Genomic DNA, 17,411 nt, shown 5'->3' on the forward strand with positions numbered 1-17,411 from the left:
GAGGAGGTCCGGACCCGGCTGGCCTGCAACCACCCATTGGCTCCGCCGCACCTGCTCCTGGACGTCTTCGTCACCCGACCGGACCACCGTTCGGACCTGCTGACGCGGCCCGGCTTCCCGCGTACCGGCCGAACCCACCTCGTCGGCCACCCGGATCCCGAGGTACGCGCCCTGGCCGCAGCCGATCCCACCCTGCCCGAACCCCCGGTGGACGACGCCGACGAGACGGTGCGGCGGGCCGCCGCCGCCAACCCGCGCCTGACACCGGAAGCCCTGGAGACCCTCCTCGCCGACCCTCGCACCGCAGAAGGCGCCGCGGCCAACCCGTCTCTCCCCGTAGGCCGTATGCACGCACTTCTCGACCGCTGCCTCAACGGAGCCGCCACCCCACCGACCGCGGCGGGACGCTGAGAGGCGACGCCCGCGTAGCGAGCACAGGCAGGGCAACCTCTGCCCGCCATCGGCCGACGCCGACACGCCCGACAGGCGTTTCCAAGTCTCGGTTCTGGCACAGATCTTGGGGAGCCGTCGCGGAGGGTGATGGCGCTGTTCGATTGAGAGGGTCCAAACCCCGGTTGCTCGACCTGAAGGCTTGCCTCGTACCCTCCGCACATGACTGATGATCCGTTCCGGTGCCGGTGTGTCCTCTGCCATGACTACGGCGACCGGGACGAAGCGGACCGCATGGATCTGACGGTCATCGAGCACGTGCAGCAGCATGGATGGCACGTCGTGATGGTTCCCGAAGACGAGATCGGGCCTGGATTCGCCTACACGATCGGCCTCGCGCACACCCACGGCGGACCTGAACTCGCCATGTTCGGGCTCGATGTCCACGCCATGCACCGCATGCTCAACACTCTCGGAGAGAGGTCCGCCGCGGGCGAAGTGCTGGCGGACGGCCAGAGCCATCCTGATGTTGTCCACGGGTATCGAGTCGCGCTCAGGCAGGTCGATCGCAGCTGGTACCGGACCTTCTTTGTACAGGCCATCGGGTTCTACCGACGGCCGCCTCTCCCCGTACTGCAAGTCGCGTGGCCTGATGCCGAGGGCCGTTTCCACTGGGATGAGCAGGCTGACAAGAGGCATCGCGACTCACAGCCTCAGTTGTGGCTCCCTTCGCGTGACCATCCTGTCGGGATCTGGACGGCCGATCTCTGATCTCAAGGGGCCGGGAATCTGGCGAGTCGGCGCCCGGGCGATGCGCTATTGGAGCAGGATCATCTTGCGTAGGAGTTCGAATCCGGCTCGGCCGTAGAGTTGCCGCTTGATCTTCTTGATGCGGTTGACGGCGCCCTCGATGCTGCCCGAGCTCCAGTGCAGGGTGAGGCCGGCGGTCACGGCGTCGAAGTCTCGGAGCAGGTGGAGTGCGAAGCCGGTGAGGCCGGGTAGCTGGCTGGCGTCGACCGCGTCGACCGCGTCGATCCACGCAGGGAGCGTGCTTCCGAGGCGGTCGCTGAGTATCTCGCCGAAGTCGCGGACGTGTCCGGCGGCCGTGTCCAGTTCGGGGCAGCGGGCCAGGACGTCCTTCAGGCCGGCACAGTCGTCCTCGCTCAGCGCGGTTGGGTGTCGGGTGAGCCAGCCGGTCACCTGCCGCATCGTCGGCGGCCGGGGCGGCGCCCCGGCCGGAGCCACGCGGAGGGTGGCGATATGGGCGCGGACCATCTGGTAGGTGACGGGCGCGTTGTTGGCAACGAGCTCGCTGTGGAGGCGGGTGACACTGGTGCATCCCTCGGCGAATCGGCGCTCCAGGTAGGGCTTGTAGGGCCTTCATTGAGCGTTTTCAGCGTGGCCACTGATCGGGTGACGAGGGCGGGGTGTAGGGAGGTGTCCGCAACACACAGGGCCCCCGCGCCGTTGAGGGAGGTGTTCGAAGTCTCAACCCACCGGCACAGGAGCCCTGTTGGTTCCCTATCCTGGCGCACTCGACCTTCCGCACGCACTGGTCGGGTGGGTCACCATGCTCATCGTCACCCGTGAGGGTGACCGGCGGTGCAAGCTGCCGCCGCACCAGCGTGCGCTGGTCGCCCTGGTGTACCTGCGCAAGCACGACCCCCTCGCACAGATAGCCGCCGGCTTCGGGATCTCCGTCGGCACCGCCCACGCCTACACATCCGCCGTGATCGCTCTCCTCGCCGACCGGGCTCCGGGCCTGCTCAAGGGCCTGCGCGAGAGCGACCCTGACTACGTACTGCTCGACAGCACCCTCGCGGAGTGCGACCGGACCGGCGACGGACGGGCCGCCTACTCCCACAAGCACCGCCGGCACGGCGTGAACGTGCAGGTCGTGACCGACCCGACGGGCCACATGCTGTGGATCTCGCCCGCGCTGCCCGGCCGCACCCACGACCTCACAGCGGCCCGCGCGCACCGCATCATCCGGATCTGCGAACGCCAGGGCGTCCCCGTCCTCGCCGACCGCGCCTACCAGGGAGCCGGACCGTGGGTGACCACCGGACGCAAACGGCCTCCAGGAGGTGAACTGTCCTTGACCCAGCGCACGGTCAATCGGGCACTGGCCCAGGCCCGGGCACCCGTCGAACGCGGGATGGCACGACTGAAGTCCTGGCGCATCTTCCGCCGGTCCCGCGTAAGCCCCAACCGCATGACGTCAATCGCCGCAGCCGTCCTCACCCTGGAGAGGCAACGCTGAAAACGCTCAATGCTTCCTTCAGGCAGAGGGGTGGGGGCGGTTGTGGTCGCGCCAGGCCCGGGGCGAGATGCCATAGGCTTGTTTGAACACTTTGCTGAAGTGGGTCGCGTCGACAAAGCCCCAGCTCCGACCTATCGCTGCGATGGTCCTCCGTCGGCCCTTCGGGGCGGCCAGCTCCCGCTTGCATGCTGCCAGGCGGTGCGTGCGGATCCAGTCTCCGAGGCTGATACCCGACCGGGCCAGCACGGTGTAGAGATGACGGACCGAAATGCCGTGCACGGCGGCGATCCGTGCCGCCGACAGGTCGGGATCTGCGAGGTGTGCCCGCATGTACTGCGTGACGCGCAGACCGAGTGTCTCCTCCAATGGTCCCCGGGCAAGGTCCGCGTTTCCGAGCTGGGACGCCACGACGGCCCGGACGAGTTCGACGCTGGGCTCCACGACCGCTTCGGCGTGCCGGCCCTGGTGCAGCTCCTCGCTGACGGCCAGTTGACCAAAGTATGTGGAGGCCAGGCGAGCAAGAGGATTGTCGGACGCGAGGGCTACCGCGGTGGTCTCACGGAGCGACCGCTCAGGCAGCGCGAGTGCCGCGCGGGGAAAACGGAGGAAATGCTGGTCGACCCCCTCGTCGAAGAGGAGCGTGTAGGGGGCGGATGTGTCGTAGAGGGCGAAATCTCCCGGATTCAGCAGGGCCTCGCGGTCGTTCTGCACCACCACGCTGGTGCCCGTCACTTGAAGGCCAAGGAATACGGCCGGCTCATCGTCCTCTCGCGCCAGCCGCGGGGTCCGTCGAATGGTCAGCGCGGTCGCTCGCGCCGAGCAGACCCCGATGGGCCCTACGGTGTCCAGCCCAATGTGCACCGCGAGGTCATCGGGCGGCAGATGGTGATCGATATCGATCCGTACGACGGACTCCCACACCGCATGCCGGACCACCTCTTCCCGGTCTCGCGGAGGTACCGAGGTGGTGTCCAGGATCGGGCTCACCGGGCAGGCATGGGTCTGGACCCGCCGTCGGCCCTGCTGGGTAACGCCTCGGCTCCTGCCCTCACAAGTCGCCCCCCACGCAGTCAGCCAGGCACCAGAATGCCAGGGGCCAGCCGAACCACGCAATGGAGTCGAGGCGCAGAGGCTGCATTCAACAATGCACAAGTAACAAAGTCCCCTGCACGCATGACACATTGCGCGCGCTGAATCCGTCCTAAGTTCTTCGAGGCCATGCGAGGTGGCTTCAGGATGACTTGGGAGTGCCGATGTCTGGTTCGCTGACCGTGCTGGTGGTCGTCGCGGTGGTCTGGTTGTTGATCTCGCTCATCCCGATGCGCAGCATCCCGGCGGGCAGGGCGTGGGGTGTGATCATTCTCGGTGTCTCGGCTCTCTTCGTTCTGGTAGCCGGCCTCTTCGCCTCGCAGGTGGAGGTCAGTGACTCCTACCAGGGGGAGTCCCCCACCCTCCTCGTGATGCTCGTCGTGGCGATTGCCTTGGCCCCCGGTGCGATCGTCGCTCTCGTCCGCCGAGGCAAGAGCGGCTAAAGCGTGTTGCAGAAGGTTGTGTTCGGGGAGGTCAGGGCATGATCGCGGGCTGGTCTGGTCATGCGGTGAGGTCGAGGTTGTGCATGTGGGCGACGGCTTGGACGGCGTGGTGGAGGCCGGGGCCGTGCTGGCGGCAGTCGCGGAGGATCTTGTAGTGCTTCATGCGGGCGAAGGCATGCTCGACTCGGGCTCTGACCCGTCGGTGCTCGGCGTTGTCTTCCTCTTGGCCGGGCAGGAGGGCCCGTCCTGGGCGTTTGCGGGTGGGGGACGACGAGGCCGGTGTGGATGTAGGCGCCGTCGGTGAGGACAGTCACGCCTTCGCAGGGCTGGGCGGGGCCGGAGTCGCGCCATGCCCTCGCGTCGGCGATGCTGCGGGCACCCGCCGGGCCGCGGCGATTGCCAGCTTGGAGTCGGCATCGGTGATGACCTGCTCGTTCGCCGAGAACCGGTAGTTACGTGAGGAGGCGCCGGCCTTCCGGTCGCGGACCGGGATCAGGGTGCCGTCCACGATCCACAGCCGCTCGACCGTGTCGGCGGGCCGGGTGGCCGGCCCGATGGCGAGGAGCGCCCGCAGCCGCTGGATCACCCGGCAGACCGTCGCTGGCGGGACGCCGAACAGCGGGGCGAGCTGCCGCATGGTGAGGTTCGTCCGGTAGCAGACGGCGACCAGTACCCCGTCCGCAGGCGGAAGGAGGCGCCATGGCCGCCCGCCACCCGGGTCGTTCCCGACCCGTTCCCGCACCACTCTCAACGGCCGCTCAAACTGCCGCATCCGCAGCCCCGTGAACGCTCCACCCTCATCGGATCAGCCTTCAGCACCCCACCCCTGCAAGGGAAATGCCCGGTCCACAGCTTTCTGCAACACGCTCTAGATCACAACAACTGACACATGGTCAACTGCCCTGGCGCAGGCGGCACTGACGCGTACAGACAGCCGCATGGAACGGCTCTCTGGGTCACCCGCATTCTGCCGCACCATGCACCGACGCACCGAGAAGACCACGAAGCGGCGACGTGTCCCCTACGACGCGCCCGCCCCCACCCCCGGAGGCTCCCATGGGCAGCACCCCCTTACTGGTACGCACACCCGTGCGGGCCTTGGCGATTCCGTCTGTCGTCTCCGGTCTGCTCCTGCTCACCGGGTGCGGCGGGACCGACAGCAGCAACGACGCGAACTCGTACCCCGCCTCGACGACCTCGGCGACCGCCACCCCTCGCACCACGGCGCCTCCGCCGCCGATCGCCGCATTCGACCCGCCCCGGACCTTCGACGAGATCACGAGCGGCCCGCCGAGCGGGCTGGGAGTCGCGAACATCCTCCTGGCAGGCCCCTACGCGTACTCCCTCGCGCCGGACTCCCTGAGCGCGGTGAATATCACTGACGGGTCGGACACAGGCCTGGCCAGGCCGGAGGACGAGCAACCCCAGACCGCACAGGGAATCGGGCGGGCCACCGGTGCACCCTCGTCGATCCGCATCGGAACGGTGACCGCCGCCGTCGGGGCCTTCGTCACGCTGCCGCCGGCCACCGGTACCCAGGTCGCCACGATGGCCGTACAGGCCCTCGCGCTCGACGCGTCGACCGCTCGCACCGCCTGGTCGGCCTCCTGGCCGCTTCCCCTGACGGACCTGCCCGACGGATTCCTCGACTCAGGCGCGGGCGCGCCCACCGCCGAAGTGGCCGGGACGGATGCCGGAACCGTGGTGGTCGTCGTGCGGTCCAACGGCGCCCCGATCACCTACGGGGTCGGGATCCAAGACAGCAAGGTCCACTGGAAGCAGAAGAACTTCGCGGCGGAGCACGTGGAGGACGGCCTCGCCGTCGGATTCTCCTCCGAGAGCGGGAGTTGGCGGGGTGGCACGGACCTGGCCGTCACCGCGCGTGACGCCGCCAGCGGCGACCGGCGGTGGGCATGGGACGACTTCGGCGGCGGGGAAGGGGCACGGATGTCCGTCTTCGGGCCGGGCCGTCTGCTGGTGGAGCGGGCGAACGACCGCGACGAGCGGGAACCCGAGTTCCTCGTGACAGTTGCCGCAGGACGGCGTACCGCCGTGCCCGGCTCTGACGCATACTTCACCACAGTCGGACCTTGCAGCTTCGATGAACGCTCGGCCACCGTGTGCAAGGCCTCTGACACCGAGGGCGGGTGGATCGCCGCATACGACACCGCATCGGCCCGGCAACTGTGGAAGATCCCCCGTACCGAAGCATCCGGCGGGCGGGCACTCCTCGAGGCGACCGGCGCCTGGCACGGCGTCGTCTACGGCATGACGCTCCAGGACGCCCCGATCACCCTCGACGCCCGAACCGGCAGAGACCTCACCACGGCCCCCGGCGCCGCCCCTCGCCTCGTCAACCAGTACGGCGCCGTCGCGGGCGGCGCCGATCAGGTCACACTGTTCCGCGCCACCAGCTGAGCAGCCCCGCCCCGCCCCGCCCGCTCGAGGCCATCGAGTGGAACTACCGCCCCAACTCGTTGGCGGGACCTTCCCGACGAGCTCGGCTCATCCCAGACCGCCACCAACGGCTGATCAGATGGGCCGTCGACGGCACCTGGGAAGCGAGCCTCACCGCCGTCACCCGCGACCTTGTCCGCCGCGCCGGGAAGAGCGTGACCGTAACCTCCTGGCTGCTGCACTGGCTGCGAGCCCACCCGACGCGACAGCCGGGCCATCACCCCGATCCGGTACGCACATAGCACCGCGGGCGGCACCACGTTGTCGACCTCGGGGAAGCCGTGACCGGACGTCGCCTTCCCGACGCCCGAGTCGGGGCTGTGGCCAAGGCCCGCAGGGCGGCTGCGGTCTGGATGTGGTGGAGGAGGTCTCGGGCGCGCGGCGGTCTGCTGGCCAGCAGACAGGTGCCGCGACCTGGGGCTCAGGGTGCCCCGCCCCGCACCCCTGGTGGACGCCGTCGACCGATCGAGGGCTCAGCGCCCTCGGTCGTAGACCAGAGCCAACGCGCCGTGCTCGCCTGCGGCCTGGCTGACGAGCGCCCACTGCCCCGGGCGCGCTGACCTTTTCGACTCCTGACACCGTGGCCATGCAGCCCGGCGGGCTGAACCGCCTCAGGGTGACCGTCAGCCGGTGCAGCCCGGGACCGCACCGGCGGGGCTGCAGTTGTTCGGCTGGTTGTTGCGAATGACATCGCCGTTCAGGATCAGGACGCCGGACGCCTTGAAGATGCCGTCGCCCGCCCGGGTTGAGGGTGATGGTGTTCTCCTGCAGCGTGGTGGTGCCCAGCCCGTGGTTCCCCCGGCGTGGTAGAGGCCGTCGCCCTGAGCCGTACCGTTCGGTGCGTCGACGGTGTTACCGGTGATATGGCTGTCGGTCAGGTCGAGCGTGCCGAAGGGGCCCACGCGGACGCCGCCACCGCGCGCGGTGCCGTCCATGGCTACTGCCCGGTTGCCACTGATCTCCACCCTGCTCTCGGTCGTCTCGGCGAAGCCGATGATGTCGGCCGCGAAGTCGGTGCTCTGGGTGTCCTTGGTGACGGTCGCGGTGTTCCCGGTCAGCCGGGAGCGGGTGACCGTCAGTGGACCGTCGTTCGCGATGGCGCCGCCGCCGGTTGCGCTCCGGCTGTAGATGACGTGGTTTCCGATGACTTCGGATCAACGAGGGTCTAGGCGGGGGAGTGGACATGGAGGCCGAGACAGCGCAGCTTCTGAGTAGCCTGCTGCCTGACCGCGATTGCGTGACGTCCGAACGGACGAGCGAAAGTGGGTGTGCCAGAGTGAGGACCATGACCGGTTTTGAGTCTCATGACGAGCTGACCCCACTTCTTCAGGAGGCCCCTTCGGCGTCATGGTCTGTTAGAGCGGCCTCAGGCCGGCGTCTGGCGGCCGTCGCGGAGGTTCCCGAGGTAGCCGAGGTCCTGCACCGGCTGTTGCTGGATGGTCGCGACACGTTCGTCACTCAGGAGACGGCGGAGGCTCTACTCGAACGCTGGGATGTGCTCGGTCTGCGCATGGTGCTGACCGCGCTCGCCAGCGCGGATGACGAAACCGGCGATCACCTTGGGGCTGCGATCCTCAATATCTGCGGTCAGTCAGAGGAGGACGGAGAACGGCTTGCGGTGCTGTGCTCGGCGTTGACATCCGATGAAGACCGAGCCGTGCGCGAGGAGGCCCGAAGGATTCTCGAACCCCTGCGGTGACCTGATCACTACTTACCCTGAGTGAGGATCCGGGTCCGGAGGAGCATGAAGGATGCCCGGCCGTACATGGCTCGCTTGAGTGTTTTCACGCGGTTGACGTGGCCTTCGACGATGCCTGAGCTCCAGTGGAGGGTGAGTCCGGCGGTGACGGCGTCTAAGTCTTGTCGGAGGAAGCCGGCGAAGCCGCTCACCGGCTTCGGGGCGTCCTGTTCGGCCTGGCGGATCTACTCGGTCAGCAGGAACCCGCGCCGGCGTCGGAGGATTTCGGCGAAGGCTCGGGCGAGGTCGCAGGCTCGGGCGATGTCTGGGCAGGCGATCCAAACTTCGAGCAGGCGGCGGGCGAGTTCGGGCGGGAGGGTGTCTTGCGGTCGCATGATCCAGCTGGTGATCTTGCGAGGGCTGGGTACGTCGGCGCGGATGGGTTCGGCGTAGCCTGCGCGGAGGGCGGCGAGGTGTTTGCGGACGACCTGACGGCTGCCGCGGTAGCCGCGCTCGCAGATCTCCAGGTAGAGGCGGCTGCCGCTGACCTGGCCGAGGCTTTCAGTGAAGCGGGTGTTCAGGTACGGCTTGAACGGTTCCAGGACTCCGGCCGGCTGACGTTCGTTCGCTGAGGCCAGGAGCTGGTCGAGGTCGGTGTCCCGGAAGCGCCGGACGGTCTTGCGGTCGAGGTGGAGACGGCGGGCGATGGCACTGATGGTCCAGCCCGCGGCGACGAGCTTCTGGACGTCAGCGTGGCGGTGCCGGGTCCGGTCGATGATCGGCGTTCGCGGTAGTTCGTGGAGAGGTAGCTGCATCAGCGGTGGTGCCTCCGGGATACTGCCGGTCACCTCGTCGACGCGTTTACGCAGGCAGGCAGGCAGGCGCGGTGTTGGTGGCAGGTCTTCTCCACGGCGGAGGCGAGGTTTTGGAGCAGGTGCCAGCGGTCTGCGACTTCCACGGCATCGGGCGCCGCTTCCTTGATGGCGCGGGTGTAGGCCGAGGCCCGGTCACGGCAGATGATCTCGGCGCCTGGATGCTCGCGCAGCCAGGCTGCGAAGGTCTCGGAGGTACGGTCGGGCAGAACATCCACAACGTGGCCGGCCTCCACGTCGACGAGGATGGTTCCGTAGGTGCGGCCCCTGCGGAAGGCGAACTCGTCGACACCGAGAACCCGCGGGGCTCGCTCCGGCACCGGCGGAGGAACCAGCAGCTCCAGCAGTCGCGTTCGTCCGGCGGTGAGGTGCATGCGGCGGCACAGCCGTTCACCGGGCCGCCCACCGAGCTCGACCGCAACCTGGCCGAGCCAGGCCTTCAGCCCGAGACTGGAGCGGCGATAGCGCTCGCTCAGCCCGCTGACCTGCTCGACGAACGTCCGGCGTCGGCACGTGGCCCGGTCACAGAAGAACCGCCGGACCCGCAGCCTGACCAGCAGCTTCTTTCCCGACAATGGCCGCTCGGCGAGAGATCGCTCATAGCAGGAGTGCACCCGCCGAGCCCGGACGCGGCAGCCGGGACATCTGGGCGGCGGACCGCACGCGGCCGCTACCACCACCAACACCTCAGCAGTGAACTCCACTGCCTCCAACCGCACATCCACGTCCGGGAACAGCACATCATCCAGCGAGCAGACCCCCACCACGGAGACATGCCCTGCCGGAACGTTCCCTCACACGGCTGCTGGCCTGCGCTTTCACGGAACTCCGGCCAGAACCCGAATTGGTTCTGGCACACATTCCGTGAACGATTTTGACTCGCGATCCACCAGCGCCTCGTGACGTCCAATCCGCGCAGCTCACGTGCGCGTGCCGCCTGCTGGCGGAGAGCCAGCAAGATCGTTCACGGAATGTGCGCCAGAACCGAGAACTGGCAACACCGGCCGGCGTCGAAAGCGCAGCGACGGCGATAGACGGCTCTCCTACTGTCATGCGGCACTAGCCTTGGTGCGCCGCAGTGATGTTCCAGGGGGGAGCTACCTACCGTGCAGCCCTTGCAAGAGCAGGACCCCGAGCGGGTCGCCGACTACCGGCTTCTTGGCCGACTAGGGGAAGGTGGCATGGGGGTGGTCTACCTGGCCCGGTCCCCGCGAGGGCGGATGGTCGCGGTGAAAACCATCCGCGCCGAACTGGCAGCGGCCCCGGACTTCAGGCGCCGCTTCGCCAAGGAGACCGCCGTGGCACAACAGGTCGGCGGAGACTGGACGGCCGCCGTGCTGGCCGCCGACCCGGACGCGGCACTGCCCTGGGTCGCGACGACCTACGTCGCTGGACCGACCCTGCAGCAGGTGGTGGCGGAGCAGCACGGGCCGCTGCCGGAGCACTCGGTGCGTGGTCTGGCCTCCGGGTTGTGCCGGGCGCTGGGTGACATCCACGCCGCCGGGATGGTCCACCGTGACCTGAAGCCGTCGAACGTCATGGTGACCATCGATGGCCCGAAGGTGATCGACTTCGGCATCGCCCGTGCTCTGGACTCCACCACCAGTGCCCTGACCAGTACCGGGGTGGTGGTCGGCTCGCCCGGCTTCATGTCACCCGAGCAGATCCGGGGCGAGAGTCTGACCGAGGCGAGCGATGTCTTCTCGCTCGGCGCGGTGCTCGCATTCGCCGCCTCCGGGCGGCTCCCGTTCGAGGTGACGGGAGGGCAGGTGCACGCCCTGATGTACAAGGTTGTGCACGAGCCGCCGGACCTCACCAGTGTGCCCGAGACGCTACGGGAACTGATCGACGCATGCCTCGCCAAGGATCCGGCGGACCGGCCCACTCGGGCCGCGCTGCTGGCACGGCAGGACACCCAGTACCACTCCCTGAGCCCCTGGCTGCCGCTGGATGTGCTGACCCGGCTCGGCCAGGACGCCATCCAACTCCTCGACCAGGAGGACCCGCACACCCGGGTGAACACCGGGTGCAGCGGGTTGACCACATACACGGCCAACTCGCTGCACCCGCCCACGGCCCCCGACCAGCCACCCCGCCCAGTCCAGCGCGACCAAGCCGGGCAGACGCAGGAACCGCTGTCCCGTCTGGCCGACGAACGCCTCCGCGCACGCGGCCAGACGGGCCCGGCCGACGGGTCCCGGGCCACTGTCTACGGGTTCTCACCCTCTCCGCCTTGGTCTCCGCGCTCACGGCCATCCACCAGATCATCGCCGCCACCGACCAAGGGCACGTATATGACCACACCTTCAATCCGAACTGGGGAGATCTCTGGTGGGCCTGGGGCAGCCCAGTCGGCGGGCTCTGGACCGCCCAGGTCCTCTTCGGCGCGGGGCTGGTAGTGAGCTGGCTGATCTGGTCCGCCCGCGTGCGCTCCGTCGCCGAGCAGTTTGCTCCCGGCCGGCTGCGATACCGCCCGTCCATGGCGGTGCTGGGATGGCTTATCCCTGTCGGGAATCTCTTCCTCCCCAAACAGATCGCCAACGACGTCTGGCATGCCTCCAGCCCGCCCGGCCAAGGGGACAGCACAGACCCGGCCCGTCTGCTGCACACCTGGTGGGCCGCCTGCCTGGTCCCCCTCATGACCTGGCCGCTCTTGCTGCATCCCTGGACCAGGTTCCGCAAGGAGGTGTTCTACTGGGATGGGAAGGATGGGTGGTTCCGGTATGAGTTCCAGCCGGTAACCTGGTTCGTTCTCGCTCTGCATCTGCTGATAGTGCCGGCAGCGATTGTCACCGCCCGCTATGTCGACCGGGTGACCGCCATGCAAGCGGCCAAGGCCAGGGCTGACCGGTAACAGCGTCGCCATCGCCTCCAACGAGTGCTTCGGCCGCTGGACCAAGACTTTCACCGACCCCCGGCTCTGCGCGGCCATCGTCGACCGCCTCACCTTTAACGGCACCATCATCGAGACCGGCACCGACTCCGACCGCCTCGCCAGCACCCGAGCACGAGCTGAGGAGCCCACAAGGCCGGCTGACCGCTGCCGCTACCTGTCCTGACGGCTCGCCGCCCTGACGGGCGGCGAGCCGTCCCGCACTCGCGGTCACGATCGTGCTGCCCTGTCTCGAGGTTCGCCCGGCTCAGCCTTCGGGGCTGTCGTCATCGATGGGACGCAGGCGACGTCGGGCCTCCTCCAACCGCTCGTCGTAGTCAGGAAAGAACAAGGCGGGAAGCATCTTGTCCAACTGGCCGGCGATCCTATGGATCGGTGCCCAGGCCGCTGGATCGTCAACTGTGTTGCTGAGGTCGGTCATCTGCAACCGCTCCAACCAGTCCGACAGGATCGTCGCTTCGTCACGGGTGAGTTTGATCGTGATCTCTGGGTCTTCCATCCCGGCCCCACCCCTTTGAACAGGCGACTCAGTGTTCGACAGCACAACCTACCGATCACCAGGCCCGTAAGATCGGCCAGCCTTCCTGGGACCGGACACGTGCCGTCATCTCTCGGTTCTGGCACAGATCTTGGGGAGTCGTCACGTCGTTCGCCGGGCCCAGGAGCTGCTGATCTCCCAGGGTGTGCTGGAGGGACGGGCCGGGTCCGGGACCTACGTGGCCGAGCCCTGGAGCGGGTGCGGATGGTTCGGTCTGCTGCGCGCGAGCAGCCCGACGGGTCGCCGTTCCAGGCCGACATGAAGGCCGTCGGGCGGCATGGCGGCTGGGAGAGCCGGACCGATGCGAAGGTGCCCGCGCCGGCAGAGATCGCTTCGCGACTCGGGATCGGTGAGGGTGAACTTTGTGTCCGGACCGCGTTCGAGTTCCTCGCCGACGCACGGCCGGTGCAGCTGTCCACGAGCTGGGAGCCATACGACCTCACCGGCGGGACACTCGTGGTCCTTCCCGAGGGCGGGCCTCACGCCGGTGCCGGCGTCGTTAACCGCATGGCCGAGATCGGCGTCACGGTCAGCCATGCCGTCGAGCAGCCCGAGCCGCGGCAGGCGACCGCTGAGGAAGCGTCGCTCCTTGGGATCCAGAAGGCCGCCCTCGTCACGCACATCCGGCGGACGTACTACAGCGACCAGGGACGGCCCGTGGAGACTGCGGACATCGTCGTGCCCGCAGCGCTGCGCGAGATCGTTTACGAGATCCCCATCAGCTGAGGGACGCTACGACCGACTACTGACAACGACCGAGAGAGGTTGCACGCAATGGCTGACTGGCCCCTCCGCTGCCCTGAGTGCGACCGATCCATGGAGTGGAAGGGATACGTCCTCTGCCTGCGTGAGGAGGACGAGAAGCGAGTCTGTCGTTCCCTGTGGCGTTGCCCGGGCCGAGTTCTCTGGTGGCACTGGGCCGACCGCCAGGACGAACCGCTGGAGCGCTGGCCCATCCCTAACCTGGTCCGCTGACGCCCACTGTCCACGACAGCGGGCCCTGAGGCGGCAGACAATGGTGGGATGACATTAACGATTTGGGTCGATGACTGGCAGGTGCAGTGCTGCGGAGGGAGCTTCGCGCCAGGGGATGTTGTCTCGTGGACACTGCTGGAGGTCGATCCGGAGGACTACGCCGACGTCGTCGGTAGCGAACGTGCGGCTGGGATCGACTTCCGCGAGGAGCATCACGGCCAGGGGGAGGGGCATGCACGCACTTCGGTGCAGGTGGTGTCGATCGTCGAGGTGCACCGTCGCATCCCTCTTCCTCTGGCTCAACCCTCTTTGAAGACACTGCCTAAAGCGTGTTGCAGAAGGTCGTGTCCGGGCAGGTCAGGGCCGGGTTCGTGGCCGCTCTGGTCACGCGGCCATGGCGAGGTTGTGCATGTGGGCGACGGCCTGGACGGCGTGGTGGAGGCCGTTGCCGCGCTGTCGGCAGTCGCGGAGGATCTTGTAGTGCTTCATGCGGGCGAAGGCGTGCTCGACGCGGGCCCGCACGCTGCGGTGCTCGGCGTTGTCCTCCTCCTCGCCGGTCAGCAGGGCCCGGCCGGGGCGTTTGCGGTGCGGGACGACGAGCCCGGTGTTGATGTACGCGCCGTCGGCCAGCACCGTCACGCCCTCGCAGTGCGGGGCCAGGCCGGAGTCCCGCCAGGCCTTCGCATCGGCGGTGTTGCCGGGCACCGGGCGGGCAGCGGCGATCACCAGTTTGGTGTCGGCGTCGATGATGACCTGCACGTTCGCCGAGAACCGGTAGTTGCGCGAGGACGCGCCGGTCTTGCGGTCGCGGACCGGGACGAGGGTGCCGTCCACGATCCACAACCGCTCGACTGCGTCTGCAGGCCGGGAGGCCGGCTCGATCGCGAGCAGCGTCCGCAGCCGCTGGATCACTCGGCAGACCGTCGCAGGCGAGACGCCGAACAGCGGCGCGAGCTGCCGCATCGTGAGGTTCGTCCGGTAGCACACGGCCACCAGCAGCACACGGTCCGCCAGCGGCAGACACCACGGCCGGCCGCCACCGGGACCGTTCCCGCCCCGTTCCCGCACGACCTTCACCAGCCGCTCGAACTGCCGCATCCGCAGACCCGTGAACGTCTCCACCCACAACGGCTCAGCCCTCAACACCCCACGCATACAAGGGAAATGCCCGAACCGAAGCCTTCTGCAACACCCTTTAGGGGACGCCTACCCGATCGCTGACCACGGCTGACGGGTACGGCAGACGTGTCGGCTGCTGGAGTGGACTTGCCTGAGCGTCAGTGCGGTGCGCGTCGCGCAGGGAGGATCTTGGGGATTCTGGGGCGGTGACCAGTCACGGCTGCTCCGCACCGCGCCCTCTGCACGTACTGTTGCTGCTCCTCTGCCTCGTCCTCCCCGTCATGGGAAGGGCCGACGCCGCCGAACGCGCCTCGCCCGATTGCCGAGCCGATCAGCTCAAGAAGGCCAAGGTGACGGCGCTGGCGGAGTTCGAGCACCGCGGCAACGACTACAGCGCGCTCAAGAGCACCATGGACGTCAGCGTGCCCGCCACTTGGGCTCGTGCCTCCGAACTGCTCCTGGACACCCACTCACCGGTCTACAGATCGGCGCTGGCGTGCCTGGTGGGCAAACCCGCGCTGGGGCAGGACACCCCCTTGACGAGGAGTGGCGGTTCACGCCGCTGGCCGTGAAGGCCGACGGCCAGTGGGTCAAGGTCCACTACGAGGCAAGCACCTGGGTCCAGTCCTCGCTCTCCGCTGTCGGCCCGTGGGAGCTGACGGTGACGACGGAGTACTGGCTCGTCGAGTTGAAGCCTTCTTCCGCCCTGCAGAGCGCGAACTGGGAGAGCGTTCAGGTCAACCTGGGCGGTAAGGGCGCACTGACGGCCACGCCTCCGCCGGCCTTCGGCGAAGGCGGAACGAATCTGAGCTGGCGGCACAAGAAGCCCGACCAGTATCCCGCAGTCACGTTCCGCCCACCGGCGGTACAGCAGTGGAACATCGTCACCACTTCGCCGGAGCCATTCTGGGAGGCGTGGGGGACGTGGGGCGCCTGGAGCGCCTCGGGAGCGTTCTGGTATGTCGCCTCGGGCGCGTTGCTGCTCGTCGCGGCTCGGCGACTCAGGAGCAGCCTGGCAGGCAGGACGGTGCCGGCGGAGTCGACAGCGCTGCTCTTTCTGCGGTGGTGGTCGCTCCTTTTGATCTTCCTGGGCCTGCTCGTCTACCTCGGAGACAACCTGTACCGGCTTCTCGGCCGACTGATGGGCTGGGACTTCGACTACTCGCCGATGCTGTCGGTGTTCAGCCTGGCGTTCCTCGGACTTGCGCTGTGTCTCCTCGGCAGCCGGTCCAAGCGCCTGCGGGTGAGCGTGAGCGTACTCGTCCTGGGGATCCTCGGCTGGTACGTGGTGTCGGAGGTGTTCGAGTTCGCTTTGCTTCCCACATCCGACGTTCTGCTGTCCCCGCCGGGCTGGACCGTGGCGGCCCTCGCCATCTGTGCGCTGATGTCAGTGTGCTGGCTGGGGGTGATCGCCGCAGGGCAACGGATCCTGCTGATCAGGGAGACACGGATCCCGCCGCGCGTGATGGTCCCCGCCGCCATCACGGCGGCGATGGTCACCGTCCTGTGGGGCTATCTCGCCTTCGCACGCTACTGGGACCGGATCAGCTGGCTCGCCGACCCCGGTCAACCGGAATTCCAGGTCTTGTGGGAAGAGACGCTCGACACCTGGTGGTTGTATTTCCCGAACTATGCTCTGAATCTGATGCTGGGCCTCGTGGGGATCCTGGCGCCGCTGGCCGTGCTGGGGGTCTTGCGGGTCTGCCGGGTCGAACAGTACGAGAGGTCGGCGTTCACACCCGCGCCGGCGGAGAAGTTCCTCCTCGTGGTCCTCTTCGCCATCACTCTCGCGCCCTTGGGGGATTACTACGGTCTTTCCGCCTACGCCCTCACCCTGCTGCTGTGCATGTGTGCGGCCTGGGGCGTCCTGGCCCTGGGCTCTTCCGTCTCCGTTCTGGAGCGGCCTTTCGCCGACAACGTGCCGCTCGGCATGACGATCTCGCAGACCGAGCGGGCCGACGTGCTGCGTCTGGCGCGCCGGTTCCGGGAACTCCAGGCACGCCTGAGTCACCTCGGCACGGCAAACCCGGCGGAGCGTGCCGAGCGGGAGTCGCTCGAGGCCGAGATCGACAGACTGGACCAGTCGCTGCCGATCGGCGTCAGACCGGTCGATCTTCCGTTCGCCTGTGGCCCTCTGACCACGTGGTGGGGCAATGCCCGCCGGGGGGCCGTCATCGCGTCTCTCGTCGGGTTGCCCGCGACCGGCCTGCTGTACTGGACGTACGCGGTGAAAGATGACTCCTGGACGGTGAACGCGGAGGATCCGGTGGGATTCCTCGGGATCACGTTCCTCATCTTCTTCTGGCAGACCGCGTGGCTCGTCGCGGGATTCTTCCTCGGGGCGCTGTGGCGTGATCTTCCGGGCCGTCACGGGCCGACGAAGGCGCTCTTCGTCGCGCTCGCGTTCGCCGTTCCGGAAGTCGCCGACTTCCTCGTCGCCCAGGCCCTCGGAGAGAGCGTGCCCTCCTTGATCGGCGAGATCGCGGCATTCGCTTCGGTCATGACGTGCACGGGTCTGGTGATGGACCTGCAGACCTTCCAGAACGAGCGCCGCTACTGGGCGACCAACGCCGGCATGGTCGCTTACATCTACCAGATGCGCTTCGCCTCTGTGGCGTTCTTCGTAGCACAACTCATCGCGCTCGCCACGCTCTGGAAGACCCTCTCGGAAGTGGCCTCGACGTCACCCACCCC

At 68.0% G+C, this 17,411-nt stretch carries 19 protein-coding genes and 4 pseudogenes; 14 read left to right on the plus strand and 9 right to left on the minus strand.

Annotated elements, in window-relative coordinates; translation table 11 throughout:
* Positions 1-36 precede the first annotated feature (36 nt).
* Positions 37-411 carry a hypothetical protein gene (locus tag OG514_RS32260; RefSeq protein WP_266900685.1) on the plus strand — a complete coding sequence of 125 codons (375 nt, stop codon included), beginning with the start codon at positions 37-39 and terminating at the stop codon, positions 409-411.
* A 201-nt stretch (positions 412-612) separates the two neighbouring features.
* Complete coding sequence (locus tag OG514_RS32265; RefSeq protein WP_266900686.1) at positions 613-1,161, plus strand: DUF4262 domain-containing protein; 549 nt, start codon at positions 613-615, stop codon at positions 1,159-1,161.
* Positions 1,162-1,206: 45 nt separating this feature from the next.
* Here the strand turns inward: OG514_RS32265 and OG514_RS32270 are convergent, their stop codons facing one another.
* Positions 1,207-1,665 carry a transposase gene (locus OG514_RS32270; protein WP_266900687.1) on the minus strand — a complete coding sequence of 153 codons (459 nt, stop codon included), beginning with the start codon at positions 1,663-1,665 and terminating at the stop codon, positions 1,207-1,209.
* 238 nt (positions 1,666-1,903) lie between these two features.
* On the opposite strand from OG514_RS32270, the gene OG514_RS32275 reads away from it, so the two are divergent.
* A complete protein-coding gene (locus OG514_RS32275) occupies positions 1,904-2,653 on the plus strand; it encodes a transposase (RefSeq protein ID WP_266900688.1) in 750 nt (249 codons plus the stop codon).
* 18 nt (positions 2,654-2,671) lie between these two features.
* Here OG514_RS32275 and OG514_RS32280 read toward each other — a convergent pair whose 3' ends face one another.
* Positions 2,672-3,640, minus strand: a complete 969-nt coding sequence (locus OG514_RS32280; protein ID WP_266900689.1) for a helix-turn-helix domain-containing protein — start codon at positions 3,638-3,640, stop codon at positions 2,672-2,674.
* 266 nt (positions 3,641-3,906) lie between these two features.
* Here OG514_RS32280 and OG514_RS32285 point away from each other — a divergent pair, with 266 nt between their 5' ends.
* Entirely contained in the window at positions 3,907-4,185 is a 279-nt protein-coding gene (locus OG514_RS32285; protein ID WP_266900690.1) for a hypothetical protein, read from the plus strand.
* Positions 4,186-4,243: 58 nt separating this feature from the next.
* Here OG514_RS32285 and OG514_RS32290 read toward each other — a convergent pair.
* A pseudogene (locus OG514_RS32290) lies at positions 4,244-4,986 on the minus strand (transposase family protein).
* A gap of 297 nt (positions 4,987-5,283) precedes the next feature.
* Here OG514_RS32290 and OG514_RS32295 point away from each other — a divergent pair.
* Entirely contained in the window at positions 5,284-6,603 is a 1,320-nt protein-coding gene (locus OG514_RS32295) for a hypothetical protein (RefSeq protein ID WP_266900691.1), read from the plus strand.
* A 662-nt stretch (positions 6,604-7,265) separates the two neighbouring features.
* Here OG514_RS32295 and OG514_RS32300 read toward each other — a convergent pair.
* The gene (locus tag OG514_RS32300; RefSeq protein WP_266900692.1) at positions 7,266-7,577 is read right to left on the minus strand and encodes a hypothetical protein; all 312 of its coding nucleotides are present in this window, start codon (positions 7,575-7,577) and stop codon (positions 7,266-7,268) included.
* On the opposite strand from OG514_RS32300, the gene OG514_RS32305 reads away from it, so the two are divergent.
* Both OG514_RS32305 and OG514_RS32310 read left to right on the plus strand, forming a co-directional pair.
* On the plus strand, positions 7,576-7,770 hold the full coding sequence (locus OG514_RS32305) for a hypothetical protein (protein WP_266900693.1): 195 nt from the start codon (positions 7,576-7,578) through the stop codon (positions 7,768-7,770). The two genes, OG514_RS32300 and OG514_RS32305, sit on opposite strands and share 2 nt — an antisense overlap.
* A gap of 157 nt (positions 7,771-7,927) precedes the next feature.
* Entirely contained in the window at positions 7,928-8,341 is a 414-nt protein-coding gene (locus OG514_RS32310) for a hypothetical protein (RefSeq protein ID WP_266900694.1), read from the plus strand.
* Between the two features lie 8 nt (positions 8,342-8,349).
* Here OG514_RS32310 and OG514_RS39510 read toward each other — a convergent pair whose 3' ends face one another.
* The 3 genes from OG514_RS39510 to OG514_RS32320 are packed head-to-tail and all read right to left on the minus strand — an operon-like array spanning position 8,350 to position 9,932.
* Positions 8,350-8,565 carry a transposase gene (locus OG514_RS39510; RefSeq protein WP_353962712.1) on the minus strand — a complete coding sequence of 72 codons (216 nt, stop codon included), beginning with the start codon at positions 8,563-8,565 and terminating at the stop codon, positions 8,350-8,352.
* Entirely contained in the window at positions 8,566-9,135 is a 570-nt protein-coding gene (locus tag OG514_RS32315) for a helix-turn-helix domain-containing protein (protein ID WP_266900695.1), read from the minus strand.
* 29 nt (positions 9,136-9,164) lie between these two features.
* Positions 9,165-9,932, minus strand: a complete 768-nt coding sequence (locus OG514_RS32320) for an ISL3 family transposase (protein WP_266900696.1) — start codon at positions 9,930-9,932, stop codon at positions 9,165-9,167.
* Positions 9,933-10,298: 366 nt separating this feature from the next.
* Between OG514_RS32320 and OG514_RS32325 the strand changes: the two genes are divergently transcribed.
* The 3 genes and pseudogenes from OG514_RS32325 to OG514_RS32335 form a co-directional block, all read left to right on the plus strand.
* Positions 10,299-11,591: a serine/threonine-protein kinase gene (locus OG514_RS32325; protein ID WP_323181652.1), complete on the plus strand. Its 1,293-nt coding sequence runs from the start codon at positions 10,299-10,301 to the stop codon at positions 11,589-11,591.
* A gap of 26 nt (positions 11,592-11,617) precedes the next feature.
* Positions 11,618-12,046 carry a DUF4328 domain-containing protein gene (locus tag OG514_RS32330; protein WP_323181667.1) on the plus strand — a complete coding sequence of 143 codons (429 nt, stop codon included), beginning with the start codon at positions 11,618-11,620 and terminating at the stop codon, positions 12,044-12,046.
* Positions 12,045-12,251 (plus strand): annotated as a pseudogene (locus tag OG514_RS32335) (ATP-binding protein); the annotation flags it as partial. The gene OG514_RS32330 and the pseudogene OG514_RS32335, both read left to right, overlap by 2 nt.
* A gap of 81 nt (positions 12,252-12,332) precedes the next feature.
* On the opposite strand, the gene OG514_RS32340 reads toward OG514_RS32335, so the two are convergent.
* A complete protein-coding gene (locus OG514_RS32340; RefSeq protein ID WP_266900697.1) occupies positions 12,333-12,584 on the minus strand; it encodes a hypothetical protein in 252 nt (83 codons plus the stop codon).
* An 85-nt stretch (positions 12,585-12,669) separates the two neighbouring features.
* Between OG514_RS32340 and OG514_RS32345 the strand changes: the two are divergent.
* Both OG514_RS32345 and OG514_RS32350 read left to right on the plus strand, forming a co-directional pair.
* Positions 12,670-13,349 (plus strand): annotated as a pseudogene (locus tag OG514_RS32345) (GntR family transcriptional regulator).
* A gap of 297 nt (positions 13,350-13,646) precedes the next feature.
* Positions 13,647-13,871, plus strand: a pseudogene (locus tag OG514_RS32350) (DUF6578 domain-containing protein); the annotation flags it as partial.
* Between the two features lie 111 nt (positions 13,872-13,982).
* On the opposite strand, the gene OG514_RS32355 reads toward OG514_RS32350, so the two are convergent.
* On the minus strand, positions 13,983-14,753 hold the full coding sequence (locus tag OG514_RS32355) for a transposase (protein ID WP_266900698.1): 771 nt from the start codon (positions 14,751-14,753) through the stop codon (positions 13,983-13,985).
* Between the two features lie 170 nt (positions 14,754-14,923).
* On the opposite strand from OG514_RS32355, the gene OG514_RS32360 reads away from it, so the two are divergent.
* Both OG514_RS32360 and OG514_RS32365 read left to right on the plus strand, forming a co-directional pair.
* A complete protein-coding gene (locus tag OG514_RS32360) occupies positions 14,924-15,289 on the plus strand; it encodes a DUF6185 family protein (protein ID WP_266900699.1) in 366 nt (121 codons plus the stop codon).
* Positions 15,286-17,411, plus strand: a 2,126-nt coding sequence (locus OG514_RS32365) for a DUF6185 family protein (RefSeq protein ID WP_266900700.1), incomplete at its 3' end; no start/stop codon positions are given. The genes OG514_RS32360 and OG514_RS32365, both read left to right, overlap by 4 nt.

It is taken from the genome of Streptomyces sp. NBC_00572 (assembly GCF_026341815.1).
Taxonomy (GTDB): Bacteria; Actinomycetota; Actinomycetes; order Streptomycetales; family Streptomycetaceae; genus Streptomyces.

Coding starts and splice junctions, on each gene's coding strand:
- OG514_RS32265 (WP_266900686.1), top strand. CDS start 613: ATGACTGATGATCCGTTCCGGTGCCGGTGTGTCCTCTGCCATGACTAC.
- OG514_RS32270 (WP_266900687.1), bottom strand. CDS start 1,665: ATGGTCCGCGCCCATATCGCCACCCTCCGCGTGGCTCCGGCCGGGGCG.
- OG514_RS32285 (WP_266900690.1), top strand. CDS start 3,907: ATGTCTGGTTCGCTGACCGTGCTGGTGGTCGTCGCGGTGGTCTGGTTG.
- OG514_RS32305 (WP_266900693.1), top strand. CDS start 7,576: ATGGCTACTGCCCGGTTGCCACTGATCTCCACCCTGCTCTCGGTCGTC.
- OG514_RS32300 (WP_266900692.1), bottom strand. CDS start 7,577: ATGGACGGCACCGCGCGCGGTGGCGGCGTCCGCGTGGGCCCCTTCGGC.
- OG514_RS32310 (WP_266900694.1), top strand. CDS start 7,928: ATGACCGGTTTTGAGTCTCATGACGAGCTGACCCCACTTCTTCAGGAG.
- OG514_RS32315 (WP_266900695.1), bottom strand. CDS start 9,135: ATGCAGCTACCTCTCCACGAACTACCGCGAACGCCGATCATCGACCGG.
- OG514_RS32340 (WP_266900697.1), bottom strand. CDS start 12,584: ATGGAAGACCCAGAGATCACGATCAAACTCACCCGTGACGAAGCGACG.
- OG514_RS32355 (WP_266900698.1), bottom strand. CDS start 14,753: ATGCGTGGGGTGTTGAGGGCTGAGCCGTTGTGGGTGGAGACGTTCACG.